The sequence below is a fragment of the Phytohalomonas tamaricis genome (genome assembly GCF_003012345.1).
In the GTDB taxonomy this organism is placed as follows: Bacteria; Pseudomonadota; Gammaproteobacteria; order Pseudomonadales; family Halomonadaceae; genus Phytohalomonas; species Phytohalomonas tamaricis.
Map to the genome: position 1 here is coordinate 329,258 of NZ_PVRV01000024.1, position 20,163 is coordinate 349,420.

At 54.3% G+C, this 20,163-nt stretch carries 14 protein-coding genes; 4 read left to right on the top strand and 10 right to left on the bottom strand.

Going from position 1 to position 20,163, the window contains the following annotated elements; translation table 11 throughout:
* Position 1: 1 nt before the first annotated feature.
* From treY to C3Z11_RS15375, 6 genes are all read right to left on the bottom strand, one after another.
* Entirely contained in the window at positions 2 to 2,815 is a 2,814-nt protein-coding gene (gene treY, locus C3Z11_RS15345; protein WP_106478814.1) for a malto-oligosyltrehalose synthase, read from the bottom strand.
* A 55-nt stretch (positions 2,816 to 2,870) separates the two neighbouring features.
* Positions 2,871 to 4,952 (bottom strand): 4-alpha-glucanotransferase, encoded by a 2,082-nt coding sequence (malQ, locus tag C3Z11_RS15350; RefSeq protein WP_106478815.1) that lies wholly within the window; start codon positions 4,950 to 4,952, stop codon positions 2,871 to 2,873.
* Complete coding sequence (gene treZ / locus C3Z11_RS15355) at positions 4,952 to 6,775, bottom strand: malto-oligosyltrehalose trehalohydrolase (RefSeq protein ID WP_106478816.1); 1,824 nt, start codon at positions 6,773 to 6,775, stop codon at positions 4,952 to 4,954. The genes malQ and treZ overlap by 1 nt, the downstream gene beginning before the upstream one ends.
* Positions 6,772 to 9,003 carry a 1,4-alpha-glucan branching protein GlgB gene (gene glgB, locus C3Z11_RS15360; protein ID WP_394810217.1) on the bottom strand — a complete coding sequence of 744 codons (2,232 nt, stop codon included), beginning with the start codon at positions 9,001 to 9,003 and terminating at the stop codon, positions 6,772 to 6,774. Before glgB ends, treZ begins: the two co-directional genes overlap by 4 nt.
* Before the next feature lie 15 nt (positions 9,004 to 9,018).
* The gene (gene glgA / locus C3Z11_RS15365) at positions 9,019 to 10,614 is read right to left on the bottom strand and encodes a glycogen synthase GlgA (protein WP_262927438.1); all 1,596 of its coding nucleotides are present in this window, start codon (positions 10,612 to 10,614) and stop codon (positions 9,019 to 9,021) included.
* A gap of 1,165 nt (positions 10,615 to 11,779) precedes the next feature.
* Complete coding sequence (locus C3Z11_RS15375) at positions 11,780 to 12,256, bottom strand: fasciclin domain-containing protein (RefSeq protein ID WP_158701061.1); 477 nt, start codon at positions 12,254 to 12,256, stop codon at positions 11,780 to 11,782.
* 251 nt (positions 12,257 to 12,507) lie between these two features.
* On the opposite strand from C3Z11_RS15375, the gene C3Z11_RS15380 reads away from it, so the two are divergent.
* The 4 genes from C3Z11_RS15380 to C3Z11_RS15395 are packed head-to-tail and all read left to right on the top strand — an operon-like array spanning position 12,508 to position 16,510.
* Positions 12,508 to 13,971, top strand: a complete 1,464-nt coding sequence (locus C3Z11_RS15380; protein ID WP_106478819.1) for a circularly permuted type 2 ATP-grasp protein — start codon at positions 12,508 to 12,510, stop codon at positions 13,969 to 13,971.
* Positions 13,971 to 14,915 (top strand): alpha-E domain-containing protein, encoded by a 945-nt coding sequence (locus C3Z11_RS15385; protein ID WP_106478820.1) that lies wholly within the window; start codon positions 13,971 to 13,973, stop codon positions 14,913 to 14,915. The genes C3Z11_RS15380 and C3Z11_RS15385 overlap by 1 nt, the downstream gene beginning before the upstream one ends.
* Positions 14,915 to 15,709, top strand: a complete 795-nt coding sequence (locus C3Z11_RS15390) for a transglutaminase family protein (protein WP_106478821.1) — start codon at positions 14,915 to 14,917, stop codon at positions 15,707 to 15,709. The genes C3Z11_RS15385 and C3Z11_RS15390 overlap by 1 nt, the downstream gene beginning before the upstream one ends.
* A gap of 54 nt (positions 15,710 to 15,763) precedes the next feature.
* Positions 15,764 to 16,510 carry a peptidase gene (locus tag C3Z11_RS15395; RefSeq protein WP_106478822.1) on the top strand — a complete coding sequence of 249 codons (747 nt, stop codon included), beginning with the start codon at positions 15,764 to 15,766 and terminating at the stop codon, positions 16,508 to 16,510.
* Between the two features lie 64 nt (positions 16,511 to 16,574).
* On the opposite strand, the gene C3Z11_RS15400 is transcribed toward C3Z11_RS15395, so the two are convergent.
* The 4 genes from C3Z11_RS15400 to C3Z11_RS15415 are packed head-to-tail and all read right to left on the bottom strand — an operon-like array spanning position 16,575 to position 20,041.
* Complete coding sequence (locus C3Z11_RS15400) at positions 16,575 to 17,444, bottom strand: metal ABC transporter permease (protein WP_262927440.1); 870 nt, start codon at positions 17,442 to 17,444, stop codon at positions 16,575 to 16,577.
* The gene (locus C3Z11_RS15405) at positions 17,441 to 18,295 is read right to left on the bottom strand and encodes a metal ABC transporter permease (protein WP_106478823.1); all 855 of its coding nucleotides are present in this window, start codon (positions 18,293 to 18,295) and stop codon (positions 17,441 to 17,443) included. Before C3Z11_RS15405 ends, C3Z11_RS15400 begins: the two co-directional genes overlap by 4 nt.
* A complete protein-coding gene (locus tag C3Z11_RS15410; protein WP_106478824.1) occupies positions 18,292 to 19,104 on the bottom strand; it encodes a metal ABC transporter ATP-binding protein in 813 nt (270 codons plus the stop codon). Before C3Z11_RS15410 ends, C3Z11_RS15405 begins: the two co-directional genes overlap by 4 nt.
* Positions 19,091 to 20,041: a metal ABC transporter substrate-binding protein gene (locus tag C3Z11_RS15415; RefSeq protein ID WP_317450684.1), complete on the bottom strand. Its 951-nt coding sequence runs from the start codon at positions 20,039 to 20,041 to the stop codon at positions 19,091 to 19,093. Before C3Z11_RS15415 ends, C3Z11_RS15410 begins: the two co-directional genes overlap by 14 nt.
* Positions 20,042 to 20,163 lie beyond the last annotated feature (122 nt).

The following is a 20,163-nucleotide window of genomic DNA, read 5'->3' on the forward strand; positions in this document are numbered from 1 at the left end:
GTCATACCCTCGCCTCGTTCGAGGCATCGATGTTATCGGAGGCAAGTAAGGCAATGGGAAGCGACACGAGTATGTCTCCCACTGCCATCGAGTCCGGCGTACCCTTGAAGGAAACGCCGTCCAGCATGTTGGTCCAGCCAGCACTGGCAGGTAGATGAATGCGTGTATCTGCCCACTGGTCGGAGGAAATGCGCGGCAGAGTGGCTGACGTCATCAACGCAGCGGGCAGACGTGGTGCCACAACGACAACCGTACGGCCCTCCAGCTCACGAGCGAAGGCAACAACACGTTCAGCATACGCCCCCTCGACCATGAGCGGAGCGTAATCGCCTTTGGCAAAAAGCTCCGGCAACTGTTTGCGCAATGCTAGAGTGCGTGCGATCACCGCCTGCTTGATGCGTCCGTCATGCCAGCTTTCCAGTAGCTCGGCTGGTGTTGCAGTGTCGGCCAGCGCGGCACGACGAGCGTCAAAATCGACCGGGCGCCGATTATCAGGATCAACCAGACTGAAATCCCAGTACTCGCACCCCTGATAGAGATCGGGAACGCCGGGCGAGGTCATTTTAAGCAAAGTCTGGGCCAGGCCATTGACTGCCCCGGCCGGTGCAACGGCCTGTACCGCCGCGGCAATATCGTTGCGCAAATCCTGCGCTTCAGGCGATTCAAGCAGGGTAAAGATCATGTCACGGCATGCACGCTCATAGCCTTCATTGGGATGCCACCAGTGACTTTCGAGCTTCGCTTCGCGCAGCGCCTTTTTTTGCCAAGCAGCCAAACGCTCAGCGAATTCGTGCATGCCATCATGATCATCAACCGCGAGCCCCAGCGGCCAGGCGCCTACCATGATCTGATAGAGCATCATTTCATCGCCTGGCGTTGGCGCGACGCCATCTTCCAGCGCGGCACGAAATGACGTTGCCGTCGTCATCCAGCAGCGCACACGATCGGCAAACCATTCGGCATGTTCAGATAACACCGCCAGACGCGCCCTGACATCCTCGCCCCGCTTGTGATCATGAGTGGCCGTAGTGAGCAAATTGCGAGGAAAGTTTTCCAGGCGATTCTGATTCGCCGTATGAAACTCCGCACTCGATGCGCTGAAATGCTGCGGATCAAATCCCACATCGTTACGTGAGATCAGTACTGCGCTGCGATAGCCCGCCGTATCTTCGACGGCCTTGGCGGCAACGGGTGAAGTAAGCTGTTGAAACTTGGTAATCGCCTTGAGACGCAACTCACGTTCATGAGCGGCAAACTTCTGTGGCGCTTCCCCGCCCAGCCAGCGCTCCAGATAATCGAGTGCATTGCGCTCGACCGGATCAAGATTGGGCTTCGCTGCCTCCAGCGCCTGACGAAAGACGGCTTCGTCTACCTCCGGGCGGCCCTGCTCGTCAGCATAGGTACGATAAACGCCAAACTGAGCCACCAGTTCACGCAGTGCACGACGAATCATGCCGAGCGTGACGTCACGTGTTGCAGGCATACTACGCGCGACGGCTAACAGGCTACGCGCTGCGGATTCAAACTCACTGGCCAACGCAGTCTTGAGCATTAGCCGGCGCGCACGCTTGACCTCGACTAGAAAATCACCGGGGCGGCCAGAGAGCGATGTCCAGAGTTCACGCAGCGCGGCTTCACCATCGCCGTCATGCTGTAACGCCGAGACATCGTTCATGAATTCATAACCGGTCGTGCCGTCGATATTCCAATCGACGTGCATCGTCTCGCCTTCGGCCAGAATCTTTTCGGCAAAGATGGGGATGTGCTGCCCAGCCAACCCTTCAGGACGCCGTGTGCTTATATCATCGAGCCGTTGGCGCAGTCGCAGGCAATATCCCTTGGGGTCGGATAGCCCATCGATATGATCGATACGCAACCCATCAACCAGTCCCTCCTCGACAAGCCGGAATATCAGCGCATGACTGGCTTCGAATACGTCGGGTACTTCCACCCGGACGGCGCCCAACTCGGTAATATCAAAAAAGCGCCGCCAGTTGATGTCATCCGATGCTGTCCGCCACCACGCCAAGCGATAATGCTGACGCTCAAGTAACCCATGCAACTGCTCGAAGCCCGCATCGGTTGTGGCATCAAAGGCAAGCAATGCCCGCGACATCACATCGCGAAGCTGTGGCGAGGCGACTGCATCACGCAGCCACACATGCGCCTGATTGGCCGCCGAGTGAATGTTGCTTGGCCCACTATAGTGGGTGAGCGCCTCGAACACCTCGGCCGTTCCCTTGAGAGAACTCTCATCGGAATGACGAAGAATATCGCCGTAATGACGGGGGTCAATCGGGAAACGGTGCTCGAAATATTCAACAAAGAACTCGCCACGATCATAATCGCAGCATAATTTGACATCGCCCGAACGCAGCGCCTCATCGTAGGGCGTACCCAGAAACGGGGCCAGAAGCTTACCGTTCAAGGTGGGGTCGGGAGAGTTCCAGTCAATATCAAAATAGTGGGCATGCAGGCTTTCCTGCCCCCATTTCAGCACGTCCTGCCACCAAGGATTTTCCCGACCGCCCACGGCAAGATGGTTAGGCACGATATCGAGTATCAGGCCCATCCCTCGGGCACGCAGCGCCTCGACCAGACGCCGCAATCCACTCTCACCGCCCAGCTCCGGATTGATCCGTGTCGGATCAACGCCATCATAACCATGCGTTGAGCCTGACCGCGCCTTCAGCAGCGGAGAAGCATAGACATGGCTGATACCTAGCGCCTCAAAATAACCGACAAGGCCTACAGCATCATCAAGGGTGAAATCGTGATGGAACTGCAAGCGAGCGGTTGCACGTAGTCCTGTCATAACGGCTTGCTCATGTGGTGTCCTTACCTCATTACAGAAGCCAACCCCCTAAGTGTCACGGCGTATCGTCCAGCCGTGCACGATTCAGCACGTTAAGACGTGCCGATACATCGGGTTGGTCGAGTAGCGTCTCGGCCGTTCCTGGCCAGCGACGACGCCAATTAGGGTGTTCATTGATGGTGCCAGGTAGATTGGCTTGCTCCACCAGGCCAAGCGCATCCTCGACCGGCAAAATAGCCAGCATTGAGGGTGTCCTGCCAATATGGCGTGCAGCGGCTATAAGAACGTCATCGACATTCTCGGTCGCTGCGACATGTAAGAGTTCTGCTAACTGCTCACGCTCGTCCTGACGAGCCTGATACAGCGCTGCTTCGCTTTCATTCTCATCAATCATATCAAGCCGAGCGCGCCACGCGATGTCTCGGCCTGTCCACCAGCCAGCAACGGTAGGCAGATCATGGGTACTGGTCATGGCCATCGCTTCGGCTGCGTACTCTTCGGCCGGCGTGAACTCATCCTCTTCACGCTCGAACCACATCACCCGCATGCCGAGCACGCCACGTGCATCCAGCTTGTCACGAAAGCCAGGTTCAACGGTGCCCAGATCCTCACCGATAACAATCGCCCGATGGCGATGGGATTCCAGCGCCACCAACCTTAGCAGGTCATCGAGCGGATAACGCACATAGGCCCCTTCGGTGGCCTTGGCGCCATTGGGCACCAACCACAGCCGCGACAGGCCCATGGCGTGGTCGATTCTCATCCCGCCAGCGCCTTGAAAGCCTGCCCTCAGCATCTCGATAAAGGCACGGAAACCATGGCGCTTGAGGCCTTGCGGTGAAAACCCGGCCACACCCCACAACTGACCACGAGCATTGAAAGCGTCGGGCGGCGCACCCACTGACAGCTCGGACAACATCTCGCTTTTCCGACTCCAGGCTTGGCTACCGGCAGCATCTGCACCGACGGCAAGATCGTTGACCAGACCGACCGCCATGCCTGCCTCACGTGCGCCGCGCTGTGCCAGCTCAAGGCCACGAGCAATCAGCCACTGCAGAAAGGCATGAAACCCGACGTCGTAGGCGTGTTCAAGCGCGAACCGATTGACCTCTTCACTGCGGGGGTCCTGCAAAGCCTGCGGCCACTGGCGCCAGTCGGTCGTTCCTTGCACGGCACACAGCGTCTCGAAACGGCAGTGATCTTCCAGGGCTTCGCCGCCGTGATGTCGAAACTCGGCAAAATCGGCCATCGCCTCACTGTCGGACTGGCTGCCATTGGACCCGTAGAAATCTTCATAGAGGGCACGGAGCAACGTAAGCTTGTTGCGCGCCGCTTGTGGCCAGTCAATCAAATCAAGCGTTTCCAGCCGTTTCCGCTCATCGCCAAGCCCTAGCCGGGTAATCGCCTTATCGACCGCCGACTCCCCCAATATTTGCTCAGGTGCGGCGTGTAAACCATTGCGCCACAGGCGACTCGAGGGCGAATAAGGACTGAAGCGCTCGACATCGGATGTAAACATGGCATGAACAGGGCTGATCGTCAGGGCATGAGCACCGTGACGGGCGGCCGCACGAACAAATGTTTCCAAGGCTGCCGTATCGCCGATGCCACCATCACCAGGACGATGTAACGCATAAATCTGTGCGGCTAGTCCCCACACCCGCGCCGTGTCGCGCTCACGCTTATCACTCGTTAGCGCCTCGGCAATGGAAAAGCAGCGCTCTGGTGCAACAGCCAGGGTAAGCGTCGTCTCGGCAACCGTGAGCTGATGATAGCCAGGCGTGTCGATCGCCGGCAGTTTGCCATTCGTGTCAATATGCCCCTCAACACGACGGCCATCCTCGCGTATCAACGTAAAGGGCGTGCGTTGTTCCAGACGGCAAGGCAAGAGCAGAGGCACATTGATGTCAGCTGTCAGCAACGGCGGCAGATCAGCAATGCTGGCGGGCGCATTCAACCGCTCTAGGCGCGCTATGCTCTCCTCGATCTGTTCGTCCGTCGCAGCCGGATAGCCCAATGCATCGAGAACATCGCGCATGGCTTGCGGCGGCACGTGCTGATCGTCACCATTGGCGTCCTGCCAATCGATCATGATGCCGGCCATTTCGGCGAGCTGCGTCAGCCGATCGTCGCTCATCACACGGCTCCTTCAGATGCAGTGTCGTTCAGCCATGCTACTGCTCGGGCTGGCGGAAGTTCTTGATTGGCTAACGGGGTCGACTCATCGCTATCAAATAGCCGCCGCCCATTGGGCTCCGGCAATGAGACGGGCTGAGAGCCGATGTTAACCGCTATCGTCAATACGCTATCGTCACCCATCGTCCAGCAGGCAATGACCGCACCGTCCCCCAGCGCCTTGGCTTCACCGAAACTTGCCCCTTCCAGGCGAGGAACAATCTCTTCATGTCGCAGGGCCAACAACGTGCGGTAAAACGCCCGCCACTCCCCATGCTCTTCACTCTCGGCAAGGGTGAAGTCGGGCATTGAGGCGCTGAATGTTGACTCGGCATTGGGATCAGGAATCGCCTTGCGAGCTTCCTCATCGTTGAAGGCGGCGAAATCGGCGAATTCAGCGCGACGGCCTTCTCGCACGGCATCGGCCAGTTCAGGCTTGTGATCGGTAAAGAACAGAAACGGCTGCTTCGAGCCCCACTCGTCCCCCATGAAAATCATGGGAATCATCGGTGAGAGTAGCAGCAGTACCGTCGCCGCTCTCAGCGCATTGACATCGGCCAGTTGGGTGAGACGATCACCCATGGCGCGGTTGCCAATCTGATCGTGATTTTGAAGGAAAAGGATAAAGGCACTAGGGGGCAAGTGACCGCTAGGCTCGCCACGTGAGTGACCATGACGGGTATTCTGACCCTGAAAAATGAACCCTTCACTCAGACAGCGTACCAGCTTGTTGGTCGCATCTTCAAAGTAGTCGGAGTAATACGCCTCGTTCTCACCGGTGAGCAAAACGTGCAATACGTTATGGCCGTCATCGTTCCACTGAGCGTCATAGGCACTTTCAAGCAGCGTTGCCGAGTTGTGTTCGTTCTCAAGCATGAGATGAACCTGACGACCGGCTGATATCGTCTGATTGATTACCGCTGACATTTCAATCAGAAAATCCTGCTCGGTTATGGCATGCACGGCATCAAAGCGCAGCCCGTCGAAGCGATATTCCTTCAACCACATCAGCGCATTGTCGATGAAGAATGTGCGCACTTCAGGACGACGAAAATCGATTGCCGGGCCCCAAGGTGTGTTGATGTCTTCGCGGAAGAACCCCTTGGCATACTGAAAGAGATAGTTACCATCCGGCCCGAAGTGGTTATAAACGACATCGAGAAACACCATCATCTGATGTTCATGAGCGGCATCAATCAGCTCCTTGAGTTCCTCAGGCGACCCATAGGCTGACGCCACGGCATAGGGCAACACACCGTCATAGCCCCAGTTGCGCTGGCCAGGGAAATCATTGAGCGGCATCAGCTCAATGGCCGTAACCCCCAAGGCGGCAAGCTCTGGCAAACGCTCCATGACTCCCACAAAACCGCCCATTGCGCCGACATGCAGCTCATAAATGACGGTTTCATTCCAGGGACGTCCGCGCCAGTCAGGACACATCCATTCATAGTTATAGGGATCAACAACGACGCTATAGCCGTCGACATCCTCGGCCTGCATGCGTGCAGCCGGGTCCGGCACAGGCGTCTCGTCGTTAATCAGATAACGATAGCGTGCCCCCGCCAAACATGGGGTATCGAGCGTAAAATGACCATTATCGAGAGCATCCATCGGCACTGTGCCCTGGCCTTCGATCTCGACGCTGACCAACTCAGCATCCGGCGCCCATATTGAAAAATGCACCGTTTCTTCATCGATGATATTGGCACCGAAGGTGGTCTCGAATTCGAAATGCCAGGCGAGCGCACCTGACGAACTTGCATTATAAAGTGCCCGACGAGTCATGAAGGCCAATCTCCCTGGCGAAGATAAAGAGTCGAAAGCGGAGGCAGCGTCAGCGTAAGCGAGGCTGAGTAACCGTGTGAGGGCTCTTCCTGAGCCTGCACGCCGCTCGCATTACCTACATTAGAACCACCATAGAACACGCTATCGCTATTGAAAATCTCTCGCCACGTGCCCAGCCCCGGAACGCCGATGCGATAGTCATTGCGCGTTACCGGCGTTAAGTTCGTCACCGCGAGCATCGGTGCCGTGCCCTCGGCGCCCATCCGTATGAATGCGAATACACTATTGTTAGAATCATCGCCAACGACCCATTCAAACCCTGCAGGCTCAATGTCACGCGCATGTAGCGCCTGCTCAGCGACATAGATTCGATTAAGGTCGGCAACAGCACGCGAAATACCAATATGGCGCGGGTCTTCAAGTAGCTGCCAGTCCAGCTCGCTGTCATGATCCCACTCCTGCTGCTGGGCGATTTCGCCTCCCATGAATAACAGCTTCTTGCCCGGATGGGCCCACATGAAGGCCAAATAAGCACGCAGGTTGGCTAGTCGCTGCCAATCATCGCCCGGCATCTTGCTCAGTAGTGAGCCTTTGCCATGAACCACCTCATCATGAGACAGCGGCAAAATGAACCGTTCGGAAAAGGCATATACCATGCCGAAGGTCATGTCATGGTGGTGGTGACACCGATAGATAGGATCACGAGACATGTAATTGAGCGTGTCATGCATCCAGCCCATATTCCATTTAAAGGTAAACCCTAGCCCACCCACCGCCACTGGCGCGGTCACGCCGGGCCAGGCCGTGGATTCCTCGGCAATCATCATTGCCCCAGGGCAACGCTCGGCAACGATAGTGTTGAGCTCACGCAAGAACGCGACGACTTCCAGATTCTCGCGGCCACCATGCACATTAGGCAGCCATTCGCCATCCTTGCGGCTGTAGTCACGATAGAGCATCGAAGCAACCGCATCGACACGTAATCCATCGATATGAAAACGCTCCAGCCACTCAAGCGCACTGGCGACCAGAAAGCCGCGCACCTCATGACGGCCAACATTGTAAATCAGCGTATCCCAGTCCTGATGCACGCCCTCGCGCGGGTCGGCATACTCGTAGAGTGCCGTACCGTCGAACTGCGCCAATCCATGGGCATCGTTGGGGAAGTGCGCTGGCACCCAATCAACAATAATACCGATACCCGCTTCATGACAGGCATTGACGAAGCGTGCAAAAGCCTCAGGGGTTCCAAAGCGTGACGAGGGCGCGAACATGCCCAGGGGCTGGTACCCCCACGAACCGGAAAAAGGATGCTCACTGATCGGTAATAGCTCGATATGGGTGAAACCCAGATCGGCAACATAGGGGATCAGCTCGATGATCAATGCATCCCAATCGAGGAAATCGTCATTTTCATCACGCCGCCAGGACCCGACGTGCATTTCATAAATCGATAGCGGCGATACGGCAGCATCGAAGCCCGCCCGGCGTGTCATCCAGACATCATCAAACCAGCGCAGCGCGTCCGGCGCGGGTATGCGGGAAGCCGTTCCTGGCGCCAGTTCACTCTGACGAGCGACGGGGTCAGCCTTTTGGGGCAATAATTCACCGTGCTGGCCAATCAGCTCGTATTTGTAGTGCTCGCCAGCGCCGAGCCTGGGGATGAATAGCTCCCATACGCCAATGCCACCGCGTAAGCGCATCGGGTGACGCCGCCCATCCCAATTATTGAAGTCTCCCACTACCGACACACGCCGCGCATTAGGTGCCCACACGGCAAAGCGAACGCCCTTGACGCCTGCACAACTCATCACATGCGCGCCAAGCGCCTCTGCCAGCTTGAAATGACGCCCTTCACTGATCAGATGAAGATCAAGCTCGCCCAGCAAGGGGCCAAAGGCATAAGGATCTTCCGTTTCATGGATACCGCTGGGCCAGTGAACACGCAGCAGATAAGGCACCCGCTCCGAGATAGAGCCGCTGAAAACGCCTTCCGGATGCTCGCATGAAAGTTCGCCGAGCAAGCCCCCGCCGTTTCGTGCCACCACCTCGACATGCTGTGCCCCAGGCATGAATGTCCTGACCATGACACCAGAAGGCGAGTCATGCAGGCCCAACACGGCAAAAGGGTCAGGATGCGTGCCTTTCACCAAGGCTTCGCAGGCTCCTCCGTCCACTAGGCAATCGATAGGACGTGCTCCATCAGGCACATAGTTTTGTAGCATCATCGCATGCCCTCCGCATTAGCTGACGAGGGCCGTTCGCTCGCCGATTTCGCTTTCGTAAAGGCGCACGTAAGGAAGTACCGAACCGCGCCACTGATAATGAATGGCCATAGCTGTACGCCGCATGGCATAGAAAAGATCGGTTGCGCCGAACACGATAAAGGCACGGCGAATAGCGGTCATAAAGCTTTCCTGCGTCATCTCATCAAACAGAAATCCCGTCACGCCATCTTCGATGGTATCGGCCAACCCGCCGGTACGGTGAGCAATCGGCAACGAGCCAAAACGCTGAGCGTACATCTGGGAGAGCCCACAAGGTTCAAAGCGTGACGGCATCAATAGAAAATCGCTACCGGCATAAATGCAGCGCGCCTCATGTTCGCTGAAACCGATGCGTACACCGATCGCGCCGGGAAAGCGTGCCGCGAGATTAGTCAGTGCCGCTTCAACCTTTGGTTCACCCCGGCCAATCACCACAATCTGACCGCCAGCCCGTACAATCGATTCGGCAACACCTATCGTAAGATCAAGCCCCTTTTGATGTACTAGGCGGGAAACCACAGCAAACAGTGGGCCATGGCAGACAGCCAAACCGAAAGAGCGTCGCACAAATTCGGTATTGGCCCGCTTTCCACTCCAGTCATTGGTTGCGAAGGAGCGTGCCAGATGGGTATCGGTCCGAGGATCCCAGCTGTCATCAATGCCATTGGGAATGCCGGTCAGTTCTCCTCGCAGAGAACGCTCTAACAACAGGCCATCCAATCCGCAGCCGAACTCGGGCGTGGTAATTTCCCGGGCATAGGTCGCGCTTACGGTCGTGATGTGAGACGAGTAATAAACACCGGCCTTCATGAACGACAAATTGCCGTAAAATTCGACGCCCTCTGGTGAAAAAGCCGATTCAGGAATACCAAGCGACGCCATACGCTCCGGCGAAAACAACCCTTGATAGGCCAGGTTATGAATAGTGAAGATGCTAGGCGTATGTACTCCTCGCCAGTGCAGATAACCAGCGGCCAATGCCGAGGGCCAATCGTTGAGATGCAAAAGATCAGGGCGCCAGCTGTACTCCTCTTCGAGCCACTGAACGCCGGAAACCAGATCAGCCGCCGCCAGAGACAACCTGGCAAAACGAATATCGTTGTCTTCCCAATCGACACCGTAAGGATTCAGATAAGGCGTTCCATCGCGATAGAACAGTTCTGGACAAAGTATGATGTAGACGACAAGACCGTCAGGCAGCTCGATACGCCCCAAGTCACAGGCGGGGATGTCAGCAAGCGCAGGCAGATGGGCAACATGCTGGATGTCATAACAGGCTTCCACAACTTCACGATAGCCCGGGATGAGTACACGCACATCAGCATGTTCGGCCATAGCACGAGGCAGAGCCGCCGAAACATCACCAAGCCCTCCCACCTTGACAAAATCTGCCATCTCTGACGTTACGAACAGTATTTTACGAGCCTGCCCAAACGCTATATTGGCGGCATCGCGCATACGTCGCGGAGAGATTCCGACACGGCCAGGGGAGTTGTTGGAAAAAGGCTGCGCTGGCGATTTAGCCTCACTGCGACGCACTACTACATCATCTTTGAACGCTGAACGCCCCATGGTCGATCTCCGTATCTGAAACTGGTAACCGCATTGCCTGCGGCTGGAACGCCTTACGCGACACAGTAATGGACTGTGCCATTTATGTTTAACGCATTGTTTTTATTAAGGGCACTTTACAACTGGAACTCATTAACCATAGCCATTCCTAGCTTATCCTGCGTTAATGTCCAGTCATATAAGACAAATTTTATCTACGCTCCCTTTTTATAAAAATGCCATGGGTTAATCATTCTCACTCAGCCCAATGCTGAACTGTATCTATATGTAAACAATAAAATTGTCAAAGCACGGACAATAAAGCCTACAATACGCCTATCATATACAAGATGACGACCTTTAATTCACATATAGACTTTGCCGAGATGGGCGTCAAAAGAGGTTCTTAGAAGAAAACACTGTTTTAATATTTTGTTAATGTATTATTTTTGTAAGTTTAACTAGATTGTTACCTACAAAAAGCGCTTTAAACTGACATGGCTTTTCAAATACCGACTAGAGCTTGCCATGTGATTTCGCAACATTCTCATCTTGGTCATACCAAGCATCGCCTGCAGAATAATCATTAGCAGCACAAGGATCCGTTGGGCTAGCGCAAGAAAGTCAGCTCCAAGTTTGGTTGCGTCCCACTGACGCTTAAGCATCCTAGAGATTGTAGACTTTTTTAAAAGATTCCATGCGTGATATAGATCGTCACTACTGCCACTTTAATTATACTATTGCACCAGATTGTTAATGCAGTTTGAACATTTACTCACCGCGGAATGATATTTAGTACGCAGTTACTGATAGCATTAACTTCCAACTTTAATACCTTCTGATGATGCCAACCTTGCTTACGTTCTCATACTCGGGAATCAAAATAACTTGTGTTATCCAATAACTATATCTTCATTATTCAATATCATTTAATAACTACAAACTTGGCCCACCCATATTTAGACAAACGTTTAATTAAGCGACGCTAAATAAACGTAAGATTCAACCCAACAAAATCCACACTTTTTGATAGCAACAAACAAGTAGGCAAGCGACACCCTTTATTTAATTGATTGTAAATAGACCGAGACAAATATTAATACTTTTGTGAAGCACTGATTCTTAACTCGGTAGAAAGAATTATTTTTCACAACCGTGAAAGCTTAGGATAGTTTATGGGCATCAATTATTGACGTGGCATCAAAACGTGATTGATACCATAAAGCCGGCCATTAGACGCACTGATACCGTCATTCAGAATACGCGCATCATTGACCATTGTTTGCTCTTCCGAGCGTGTGAATTTCAATGCCTGCCCTTGCTCAGAAGTCACACTGATACGCTGCAAGGCTTTTTCAAGCGTGTAGTCGCCTTCTACAACATGTAAATCCAAAATATCATTCAGGCGATCCCGGCTAGCGGGTGAAAACAGCTTATCGCGGACCCCAGGTTCAAGTGCTTCAAATGCCTGATCGGTTGGCGCAAAAACGGTATAACTAGCATTATTTTCCTGCAGCAATTTATCAAGCCCCGTCGTTTTCGCAGCGGCTATAAAATGCGTGTAATGGCCATTCTTCTCCGCTACCGCAAACAAGTTGTCTTGAGTCTCATTGTCAGCTCTGACCAGACCTCCTGCCCACCCGCTACTCAGCAGGGTCATCATCACACTCAGGCTTAACCAACGCGTTAATCGAGTCATTTTCTCTCCTCTCTCTATTGCTATTGATTCGCTTTGGCCAATGTCAGTTCCCGAGCCATCTGGTAATTCTGCACAACCGCTTTGAGCGAGGCTGCACTATAGTCGTTATATGAACCTACTCATGCTGACTTAGCTACAGTCAAGCAAACAACAAATATTCAGGACTTGAAGCCTATGTTTCATTACATACGATGCGACGTGTAGGTGCCTGAGGCATGCTTCACCTAGCAGGAGGGTTTACCTTGAAAACAATACACAATGAAATGGTAACGACCGAAGGCCAATGTCGAGCTCACTACAGAACCTACCAGCGCTGGCTAGACGATACACCGGCTGAACTATTAAACCGCAAGCGCCGTGAAGCGGACCTGCTTTTTCACCGTGCAGGTATTACGTTCACTGTTTATGGTGACGATTCCGGTACTGAGCGATTAATTCCCTTTGATACCATCCCCCGCATCATACCCGCTAGTGAGTGGAGCATGCTGGAGGCGGGTTGTCGTCAGCGTGTACAAGCACTGAACGCCTTCCTGAACGATATTTACCATGATCAGCGCATTTTGACTGAAAATATCGTACCTGCTGATCAGGTGCTCACCAACCCGCAGTATCAGATGGCGATGCGTGGCGTGACACTGCCTCACGGAATCTACAGCCATATCAGCGGTATCGATCTGATTCGTGATGGTGACGGCAGCTACTACGTGCTTGAGGATAACCTGCGTATTCCTAGCGGCGTGTCCTACATGCTTGAAAACCGGCGCATGATGATGCGTCTATTTCCCGAACTTTTCGCGACTAACCATATTGCGCCGGTTGATCATTACCCAACACTACTGCTTGAGACCCTACGTTCGAGCACGCCTATCGATGCTCCCTGTGTCGTGGTACTCACTCCCGGACGCTATAACAGCGCCTACTTTGAACACGCCTTCCTAGCGCAGCAAATGGGCGTTGAGCTGGTCGAGGGGCAGGATCTTTATGTTCGCAACGGGCGTGTCTATATGCGCACAACGAGTGGCGACCAAATTGTCGATGTAATCTACCGGCGTGTCGATGAGGCCTTCATCGACCCCCTCGCGCTCGACCCCGATTCACTGCTAGGCGTGCCTGGGCTGATGTCGGTTTACCGTGAAGGCGGCGTAGTGCTGGCAAACGCATTGGGTACTGGTGTGGCCGACGATAAATCGATCTACCCCTACGTACCCGACATGATCCGTTTCTACCTTGATGAGACGCCCATCCTCAATAACGTGCCCACCTGGCAGTGCCGTGACCCGCTACAGCTCTCACATGTACTGGCCAATCTGGAGGACATGGTCGTCAAGGAAACTAACGGCTCTGGCGGCTATGGCATGCTTGTCGGGCCTATGGCTAGTAAAGAGCAGCTCGATACATTTCGTGCAAAACTCACCGCTCAGCCGAGCGCTTATATTGCTCAACCAACTTTGGCGCTGTCAGCATGCCCGACCTTTGTCGAGTCAGGTGTTGCACCTCGTCATATTGATCTGCGTCCCTATGTGCTATGCAGCCCCAACGGCATTCGTCTGGTACCGGGCGGGCTGACCCGCGTGGCGCTTACTGAAGGCTCGCTAGTGGTCAATTCTTCTCAGGGCGGCGGGACCAAGGATACCTGGGTATTGGAAGACGATACCCTTCCTCAGCAGGAGGGACCGTGATGCTAAGTCGTACTGCCTCGCATCTTTACTGGCTTGCCCGCTATATGGAGCGCGCCGACAACCTGGCCAGACTTCTGGATGTCAGCGCACGGTTAACCCTGCTGCCGCGCTCCGCCGCCCATGAAGGGTTAACGGCCATTCTCGGGGTTAGTGGCGCCTCATCCGCCTACTGGAGCACGCGCTCGACACTTAATGCCGATGCGCTGCTGAATTTCATGATTGGCGATGTCACCAATTCATCGAGTATTTATCACTGCCTGCAATCCGCACGTCAGAATGCCCATGCCGTCCGCGGTCATATTACCTCTGAAACTTGGGAAGCGATTAATACCACGTGGCTTGAGCTGCAAAACTGGACTGATTCAGGCGTCACCATGCGCAATGCGCCGGAATTTTTCGACTGGATCAAGCAACGCACGCATATCTACCGTGGAGCCCTGTACGGTACGGTGCTGCGTGATGACGGCTTTCGCTTCATGCGTATCGGTACCTGTCTGGAACTCGCCGACAACACGCTGCGCCTGCTCGACACCAAATATCAGATGATCGATCTGGCGCCCGACGCGCCCAAGGATGACGCCACGATACGTGCCGATTATCTATGGCAAACACTGCTGCAAGCGCTTGGCGCGCGCGAGGCCTATACGCAGATTTACAGCTATATCCTCGAGGCAAGTAATGTCATTGACTTGCTGGTGCTACGCGATGATGTACCGCGTTCACTGCTGGCCTGTCTGGACGAACTGGTACAAGCGCTCGCGGAACTTGAGGGCCCTAACGGCAAACCGGCCAAGCGTCTGGCCGGTGAGTTTTATTCACGGGTGCGTTACGGCGATCTTGACGAGATATTCACTCAAGGGCCACATACCTGGCTGACCGAAGCTATCGATGATGTTGCCACCCTCGCCAGCCGTGTACAGACCGCTTATCTGGAGGTGGCCTGATGAAGCTCAAGATCGAACACTCTACGCGTTATAACTACTCTCTGCCGCTGAGATCGAGCATCCAGTACTTGCGCCTGGTGCCCCGCAACGACGCCTCGCAGCACGTGATTGATTGGTGGCTATCCTTACCCGGCAATCCGCCACCACTGACCGATGGCTACGGTAACGTCATGCATGTCCTGACACTTGACCGGCCCCATCAACAGATTCTTGTCGAAGCGCGCGGTATCGTAGAACTCAACCCTAACCATGATGGACGTGTACATGACGATCTCGACCCACGCCCCTTCCTGCGCCCGACGTCTTTAACCACTGCTGACGAACCACTTATTGCTCTGACCGAGACGTATCTTAGTCAATCGCAGGATGTCACTGCGCTAGGAAAACTGCAGCAAGCCATTCTAGAAAAGATGCCTTACATTCCCGGCTCAACGGAAGTATGGCATAGCGCTCAGGAAGCATTTGCCCTGGGCTCTGGCGTCTGTCAGGACCATACGCATGTCATGCTGGCATGCGCGCGCTATAAAGGGCTTCCGGCCCGCTATGTCAGCGGCTATATTCATGTTGCCGACGAGGGGCATCTTGCTTCGCACGCTTGGGCAGAAATCTGGCTGGACGGTGCGTGGCAAACCTTTGACGTTACCAACCAGCTATTGCGGCCCAATCAACATATCAAGCTCGCGGTCGGCATGGATTACCTCGAAGCCTGCCCTATAAGAGGCATGCGAAGCGGTGGCGGCGAAGAAACCCTGCACGTACACGTGAATGTCAGGGCGAACTTCGATAGCCAATGACTGGCAACCATCACGCATCAGCGATTAACGCTCCGACGAGCAGGAAAGCGACCCATGACGTATTGCGTGGCAATGGCATTAAAAGACGGCATCGTCTGCATTTCCGATACACGGACCAACGCAGGTATCGATCAGATCGCCAGTGTTCGTAAACTAAGCGTGTACGGCACACCGGGTGAGCGTGCCATCATCATTCAGACAGCAGGGAACCTCTCTACATCACAGGCTGTGCTGACGCGGCTTGAGCAACAATTCGGCACCGAGTTCGAAACGATCCTCAATACGCCTAGCATGTTCGACGTTGCCAAACTGATCGGTGACACCATGCGTAATATTGTTGCCGATTACGACAATGGCCCTAGCATGCAGAATATCGACATGACGTCATCGTTTCTGGTTGCAGGGCAGATAGGCAAGGCGCCAACCGAGAGCTTCAATATTTATCCTCAGGGAAACTTTATTTCCGCCACGCCGGATACGCCCTATTTTCAGATTGGTGAAAGCAAATACGGCAAACCGGTGCTTGATCGTATACTTGCCTATGACACTTCACTCGGTGAAGCCCTGCGCTGTGGCCTGGTGTCGTTTGATTCAACGCTGCGCAGCAATCTATCGGTGGGCTTGCCGCTCGACATCGCCGTGTACCCAGCGGATAGCCTCGAACCGCCGTTGATCAGGCGCATCGACGAAGATGATGCTTATTTCCAGCAGCTACGTAGTAGCTGGTCGACTGGAATGAGGACCTTGATGGAAAGTATTGACCCTCCACCTTCCGATTATTGGCAACATCATTTGAAATGATTAACCGAAAGCCCGCCAAAGATGGCGGGCTTTCAATTCAGACGCTATCGATAAAGCACGACGCTTAATGGGATAAAGCCGCCACGCTGCGTCTTGACCTGAGCCGGGCAACCAGTACGCCTTTACTGGGAGAGCAGCAGAACGCCAGAATAAAGATCGCCGCCTGGACGAGGACGATACATCCTGCCGTTGTGCCGTTGATATAGAAGCTTATGAGTACGCCGGCATAGGTGGAAAACATCGCCGCGCCCACAGCAATAAGCATCATCACGGCAAAGCGCTCAGAGAGTAGAAATCCAATACATCCCGGCGTGACGAGCATCGCAACCACCAGAATAAGCCCCACTGCCTGAAGCGAGGCAACGGTTGTCAGCGCTAACAGGACCATCAACAGGAGATGCAACCAAGCTACGTTAAGGCCAATGATTCGCGCATGCTGGGCATCGAAGCAGTAAAGCTTGAGATCCTTGTATTGGAGCGCTAACAGAATCAGCGCGATGGCACCGGAAATAAGCAACTGCCGCAGCGCGCTCGCTTCGATACCCAGCAGGTTACCGAGCAGGACATGCATGAAGTGAATATCGCTGGGTACCGCCACGAGCAACATCAGTCCCAGCGCTAGAAAACCGGTAAAGGCGATACCGAGTACGGCATCTTTCTTGACCCGGCTATGGGCGCCTATGGCCCCAGCACTCAGCACACAGAGCAACGCGCTGACCAAAGCGCCTATAGCCATCGGTATACCGATGATATACGCCACGACGATCCCTGGCAGCACAGCGTGTGACACGGCATCCCCCACCAATGCCCAGCCCTTCATGACGATAAAACATGACAGCGTGGCACAGACGATACTGACGAATATTCCTACCAGCAGCGCCTTGAGCATAAAATCATGCTGCAGCGGTCCCCATAGCGGTTCAAGCAGCATCATGACGACGCCTCCTGCTGCCAGCGACGACGATGCGCTAACAGGCCATGTCGCGGCGCCAGCATGAATGCGATTAAAAATACCAGTGTCTGCAATACGACGATCAAACCGCCCACTGACGTATCAAAGAAGAAACTCAGATAAGCCCCGGTCATTGCCGTGAGGCCACCAACGAGCGGCGCAATCCAGAGCATATGTCCAAACCGGTCGGTAAGCAGATAAGCGGTGGCCCCTGGGGTAATCAGCATCGCAATGACCAAGATGGCACCCACCGTCTGCAGCGCAGCAACGGCAGTCAATGACATCATCGCCAACAGCAGTATGTTGAGATAGCGCACATTGAAACCGAGGGCGCGGGCATGTTGCTCATCGAAACAGTAAAGCAGCAGATCCTTCCAGCGCAGCGCAATAATAACGATACAGCCCCCAGCAATGGCTACCAGCTGCCAGGCATCGCCGGAGCTGATGCCCAGCAGATTACCAAACAGGATAGTCGTCAACGATATGGTGCTGGGATTGAGAGAAATCAGTAAGAAGCCGAGTGCAAAAAAAGCGGTAAAGACCACACCGATCACGGCATCACCCTTGAGTGCGGAGTTGCCACGCACCACACCGATGCCGAGCACTGCCAGCAGCCCGGAAACAAAAGCACCGAGTACAAAAGGCAGCCCTAACCAGTAAGCGATCGCCACCCCTGGCACTACCGCATGGGACAGGGCATCACCAAGCAATGACCACCCCTTGAGGATAATGAAGCATGACAGCAGCGCACAAACCACACCGACCGACCCTCCCACCCAGATGGAGCGCGCCATGAATCCGTAGCTGAATGGCATCAGAAGTGTGTCGATCACGGTAAGTGCTCCTGTACCGGTTCGCGCTCCTGTGCCAGCAAGTCAAGAGGGAACTGGCGCAATACGCCTCCGAAGGCTTGGGCCAGGTTAGCCGGTGTAAACACATGCTCGGTCTTGCCAAAGGCGATCAAATTGCGGTTGATCATTGCTACCGTATCGCAATATTCAGGCACAACGCTGAGGTTGTGCGTTACGACCAGAATGGTCATTCCCTCATCGCGAAGCTGCTTGAGTATGTCAATAATTGCATTTTCAGTGGTCGCATCGACGCCAGTGAATGGCTCATCGAGCACCATAATGCGGCTTTCCTGCGCCAGCGCACGCGCGAGAAACACGCGTTTTTTTTGGCCACCAGACAGTGCGCCAATCTGGCGCTTGGCCAAATCAGCAATCCCGACCCGCGCCAGACTTGTTTCCACGGCCACGCGATCCGCGCGGGCGGGAATACGCAAGAATCCCATCCGCCCCTGCCGCCCCATCATCACCACATCGTATACGGAGACGGGAAAGTCCCAGTCGATCTCTTCGACCTGAGGCACATAGGCCATGATATTGCGGCGCTGTGCATGACGGACAGCATGTTTAAAGATAGCTACGCGACCGCTGGCGGGCGGCAAAAATCCCATGATCGCTTTGCACAGCGTCGATTTGCCGCTGCCATTAATCCCCAATAATGCGCAGATACTGCTGCTTTCCAGCGTAAGGCTGACATTCTCAAGCGCCCATTGACCGCTGGCATAGCGCACTGACACCTTATCGACAACAATAGCAGGCCCGCTATCCGAAGGCCGTTCGTTATGGCGAGACATGGAAACCTCGCACTATCAGTTCTGCATTGTACTTGAGCATCTGCTCATAGGTGGGTGCCGGGCCATCTTCACGGGTCAATGAGTCGACATACAGTATCCCTGCGAAGCGAGCGCCACTTTCTGCACTAACCTGCTGCATGGCCTTGGGATTGACCGTACTTTCACAAAACGTGACCGGCACATCATATTTACGTGTCTGATCAATCACCTTGCGAATCTGCTGAGGCGTTCCCTCCTGTTCTGAATTGACCGCCCACAAATAGAGCTCCTTGAAGCCATAATGTTGTGCCAGATATGAAAAAGCGCCCTCACAGGTCACTAAAAAACGCTGCTGTTCAGGCACCTTGTTCAATTTTTCCTTGATTGGGAAATCAAGTGCCGCGAGCCGAGCGCTGTATGCTTGAGCATTTTCATCGTAGCTCTCGGCATTGGCGGGATCGATGGCGACTAGCGCCTGACGAATGTTTTCAACATAGATCGCCGCATTGGCCGGTGACATCCAGCTATGCGGATTGGGCTTGCCTTCATACGGCCCCTCATTCAGCCCTATCGGTGCAATCCCTTTAGTCAGCACGGCGACAGGGACATCATCGAGTCCCGAGTAGAACTTCTCGAACCAGCGCTCCAGCCCGAAACCGTTCCAGAGAATCAGATCCGCCTGGCGCGCCTTGAGAATATCCCGTGGGGTTGGCTCATATTCATGCACTTCAGCGCCGGGGGGAATGATCGATACCACATCTGCTTTGTCTCCGGCTACGTTTTGCGCCATATCCTCCAGCACGGAAAAAGTAGTCACAACAGTTTTACGCTCGGCCCTGCTATCGACGCTCTCCAGCAGAGCCGTAACTGCGACAAGCATCACAAGACAACGCATGAAGCAGCAGCGTCTCGATAGGTACTGGTGCCAATACTCGGCCTTTCCTGTTAGCGCGGCCATGCTATCTCCTCATTACCACGATGTTGACGCCTTCGCCTGGCTAAACATCTTTCGCATTGCGACGACAAGCAAATAGATTAACACCCATACATTTAGTTAACCTTGGTTGATTTTAACTGTAG

What these genes read in the sequence shown, in the direction of transcription:
- C3Z11_RS15395 (WP_106478822.1), top strand. Translation starts at nt 15,764, where the DNA reads ATGACGTATTGCGTGGCAATGGCATTAAAAGACGGCATCGTCTGCATT.
- C3Z11_RS15410 (WP_106478824.1), bottom strand. Translation starts at nt 19,104, where the DNA reads ATGTCTCGCCATAACGAACGGCCTTCGGATAGCGGGCCTGCTATTGTT.
- C3Z11_RS15385 (WP_106478820.1), top strand. Translation starts at nt 13,971, where the DNA reads ATGCTAAGTCGTACTGCCTCGCATCTTTACTGGCTTGCCCGCTATATG.
- C3Z11_RS15400 (WP_262927440.1), bottom strand. Translation starts at nt 17,444, where the DNA reads ATGATGCTGCTTGAACCGCTATGGGGACCGCTGCAGCATGATTTTATG.
- C3Z11_RS15415 (WP_317450684.1), bottom strand. Translation starts at nt 20,041, where the DNA reads ATGGCCGCGCTAACAGGAAAGGCCGAGTATTGGCACCAGTACCTATCG.
- C3Z11_RS15390 (WP_106478821.1), top strand. Translation starts at nt 14,915, where the DNA reads ATGAAGCTCAAGATCGAACACTCTACGCGTTATAACTACTCTCTGCCG.
- C3Z11_RS15380 (WP_106478819.1), top strand. Translation starts at nt 12,508, where the DNA reads ATGCTTCACCTAGCAGGAGGGTTTACCTTGAAAACAATACACAATGAA.
- treZ (WP_106478816.1), bottom strand. Translation starts at nt 6,775, where the DNA reads ATGACTCGTCGGGCACTTTATAATGCAAGTTCGTCAGGTGCGCTCGCC.
- malQ (WP_106478815.1), bottom strand. Translation starts at nt 4,952, where the DNA reads ATGAGCGACGATCGGCTGACGCAGCTCGCCGAAATGGCCGGCATCATG.
- glgB (WP_394810217.1), bottom strand. Translation starts at nt 9,003, where the DNA reads ATGATGCTACAAAACTATGTGCCTGATGGAGCACGTCCTATCGATTGC.
- C3Z11_RS15375 (WP_158701061.1), bottom strand. Translation starts at nt 12,256, where the DNA reads ATGATGACCCTGCTGAGTAGCGGGTGGGCAGGAGGTCTGGTCAGAGCT.
- glgA (WP_262927438.1), bottom strand. Translation starts at nt 10,614, where the DNA reads ATGGGGCGTTCAGCGTTCAAAGATGATGTAGTAGTGCGTCGCAGTGAG.
- treY (WP_106478814.1), bottom strand. Translation starts at nt 2,815, where the DNA reads ATGACAGGACTACGTGCAACCGCTCGCTTGCAGTTCCATCACGATTTC.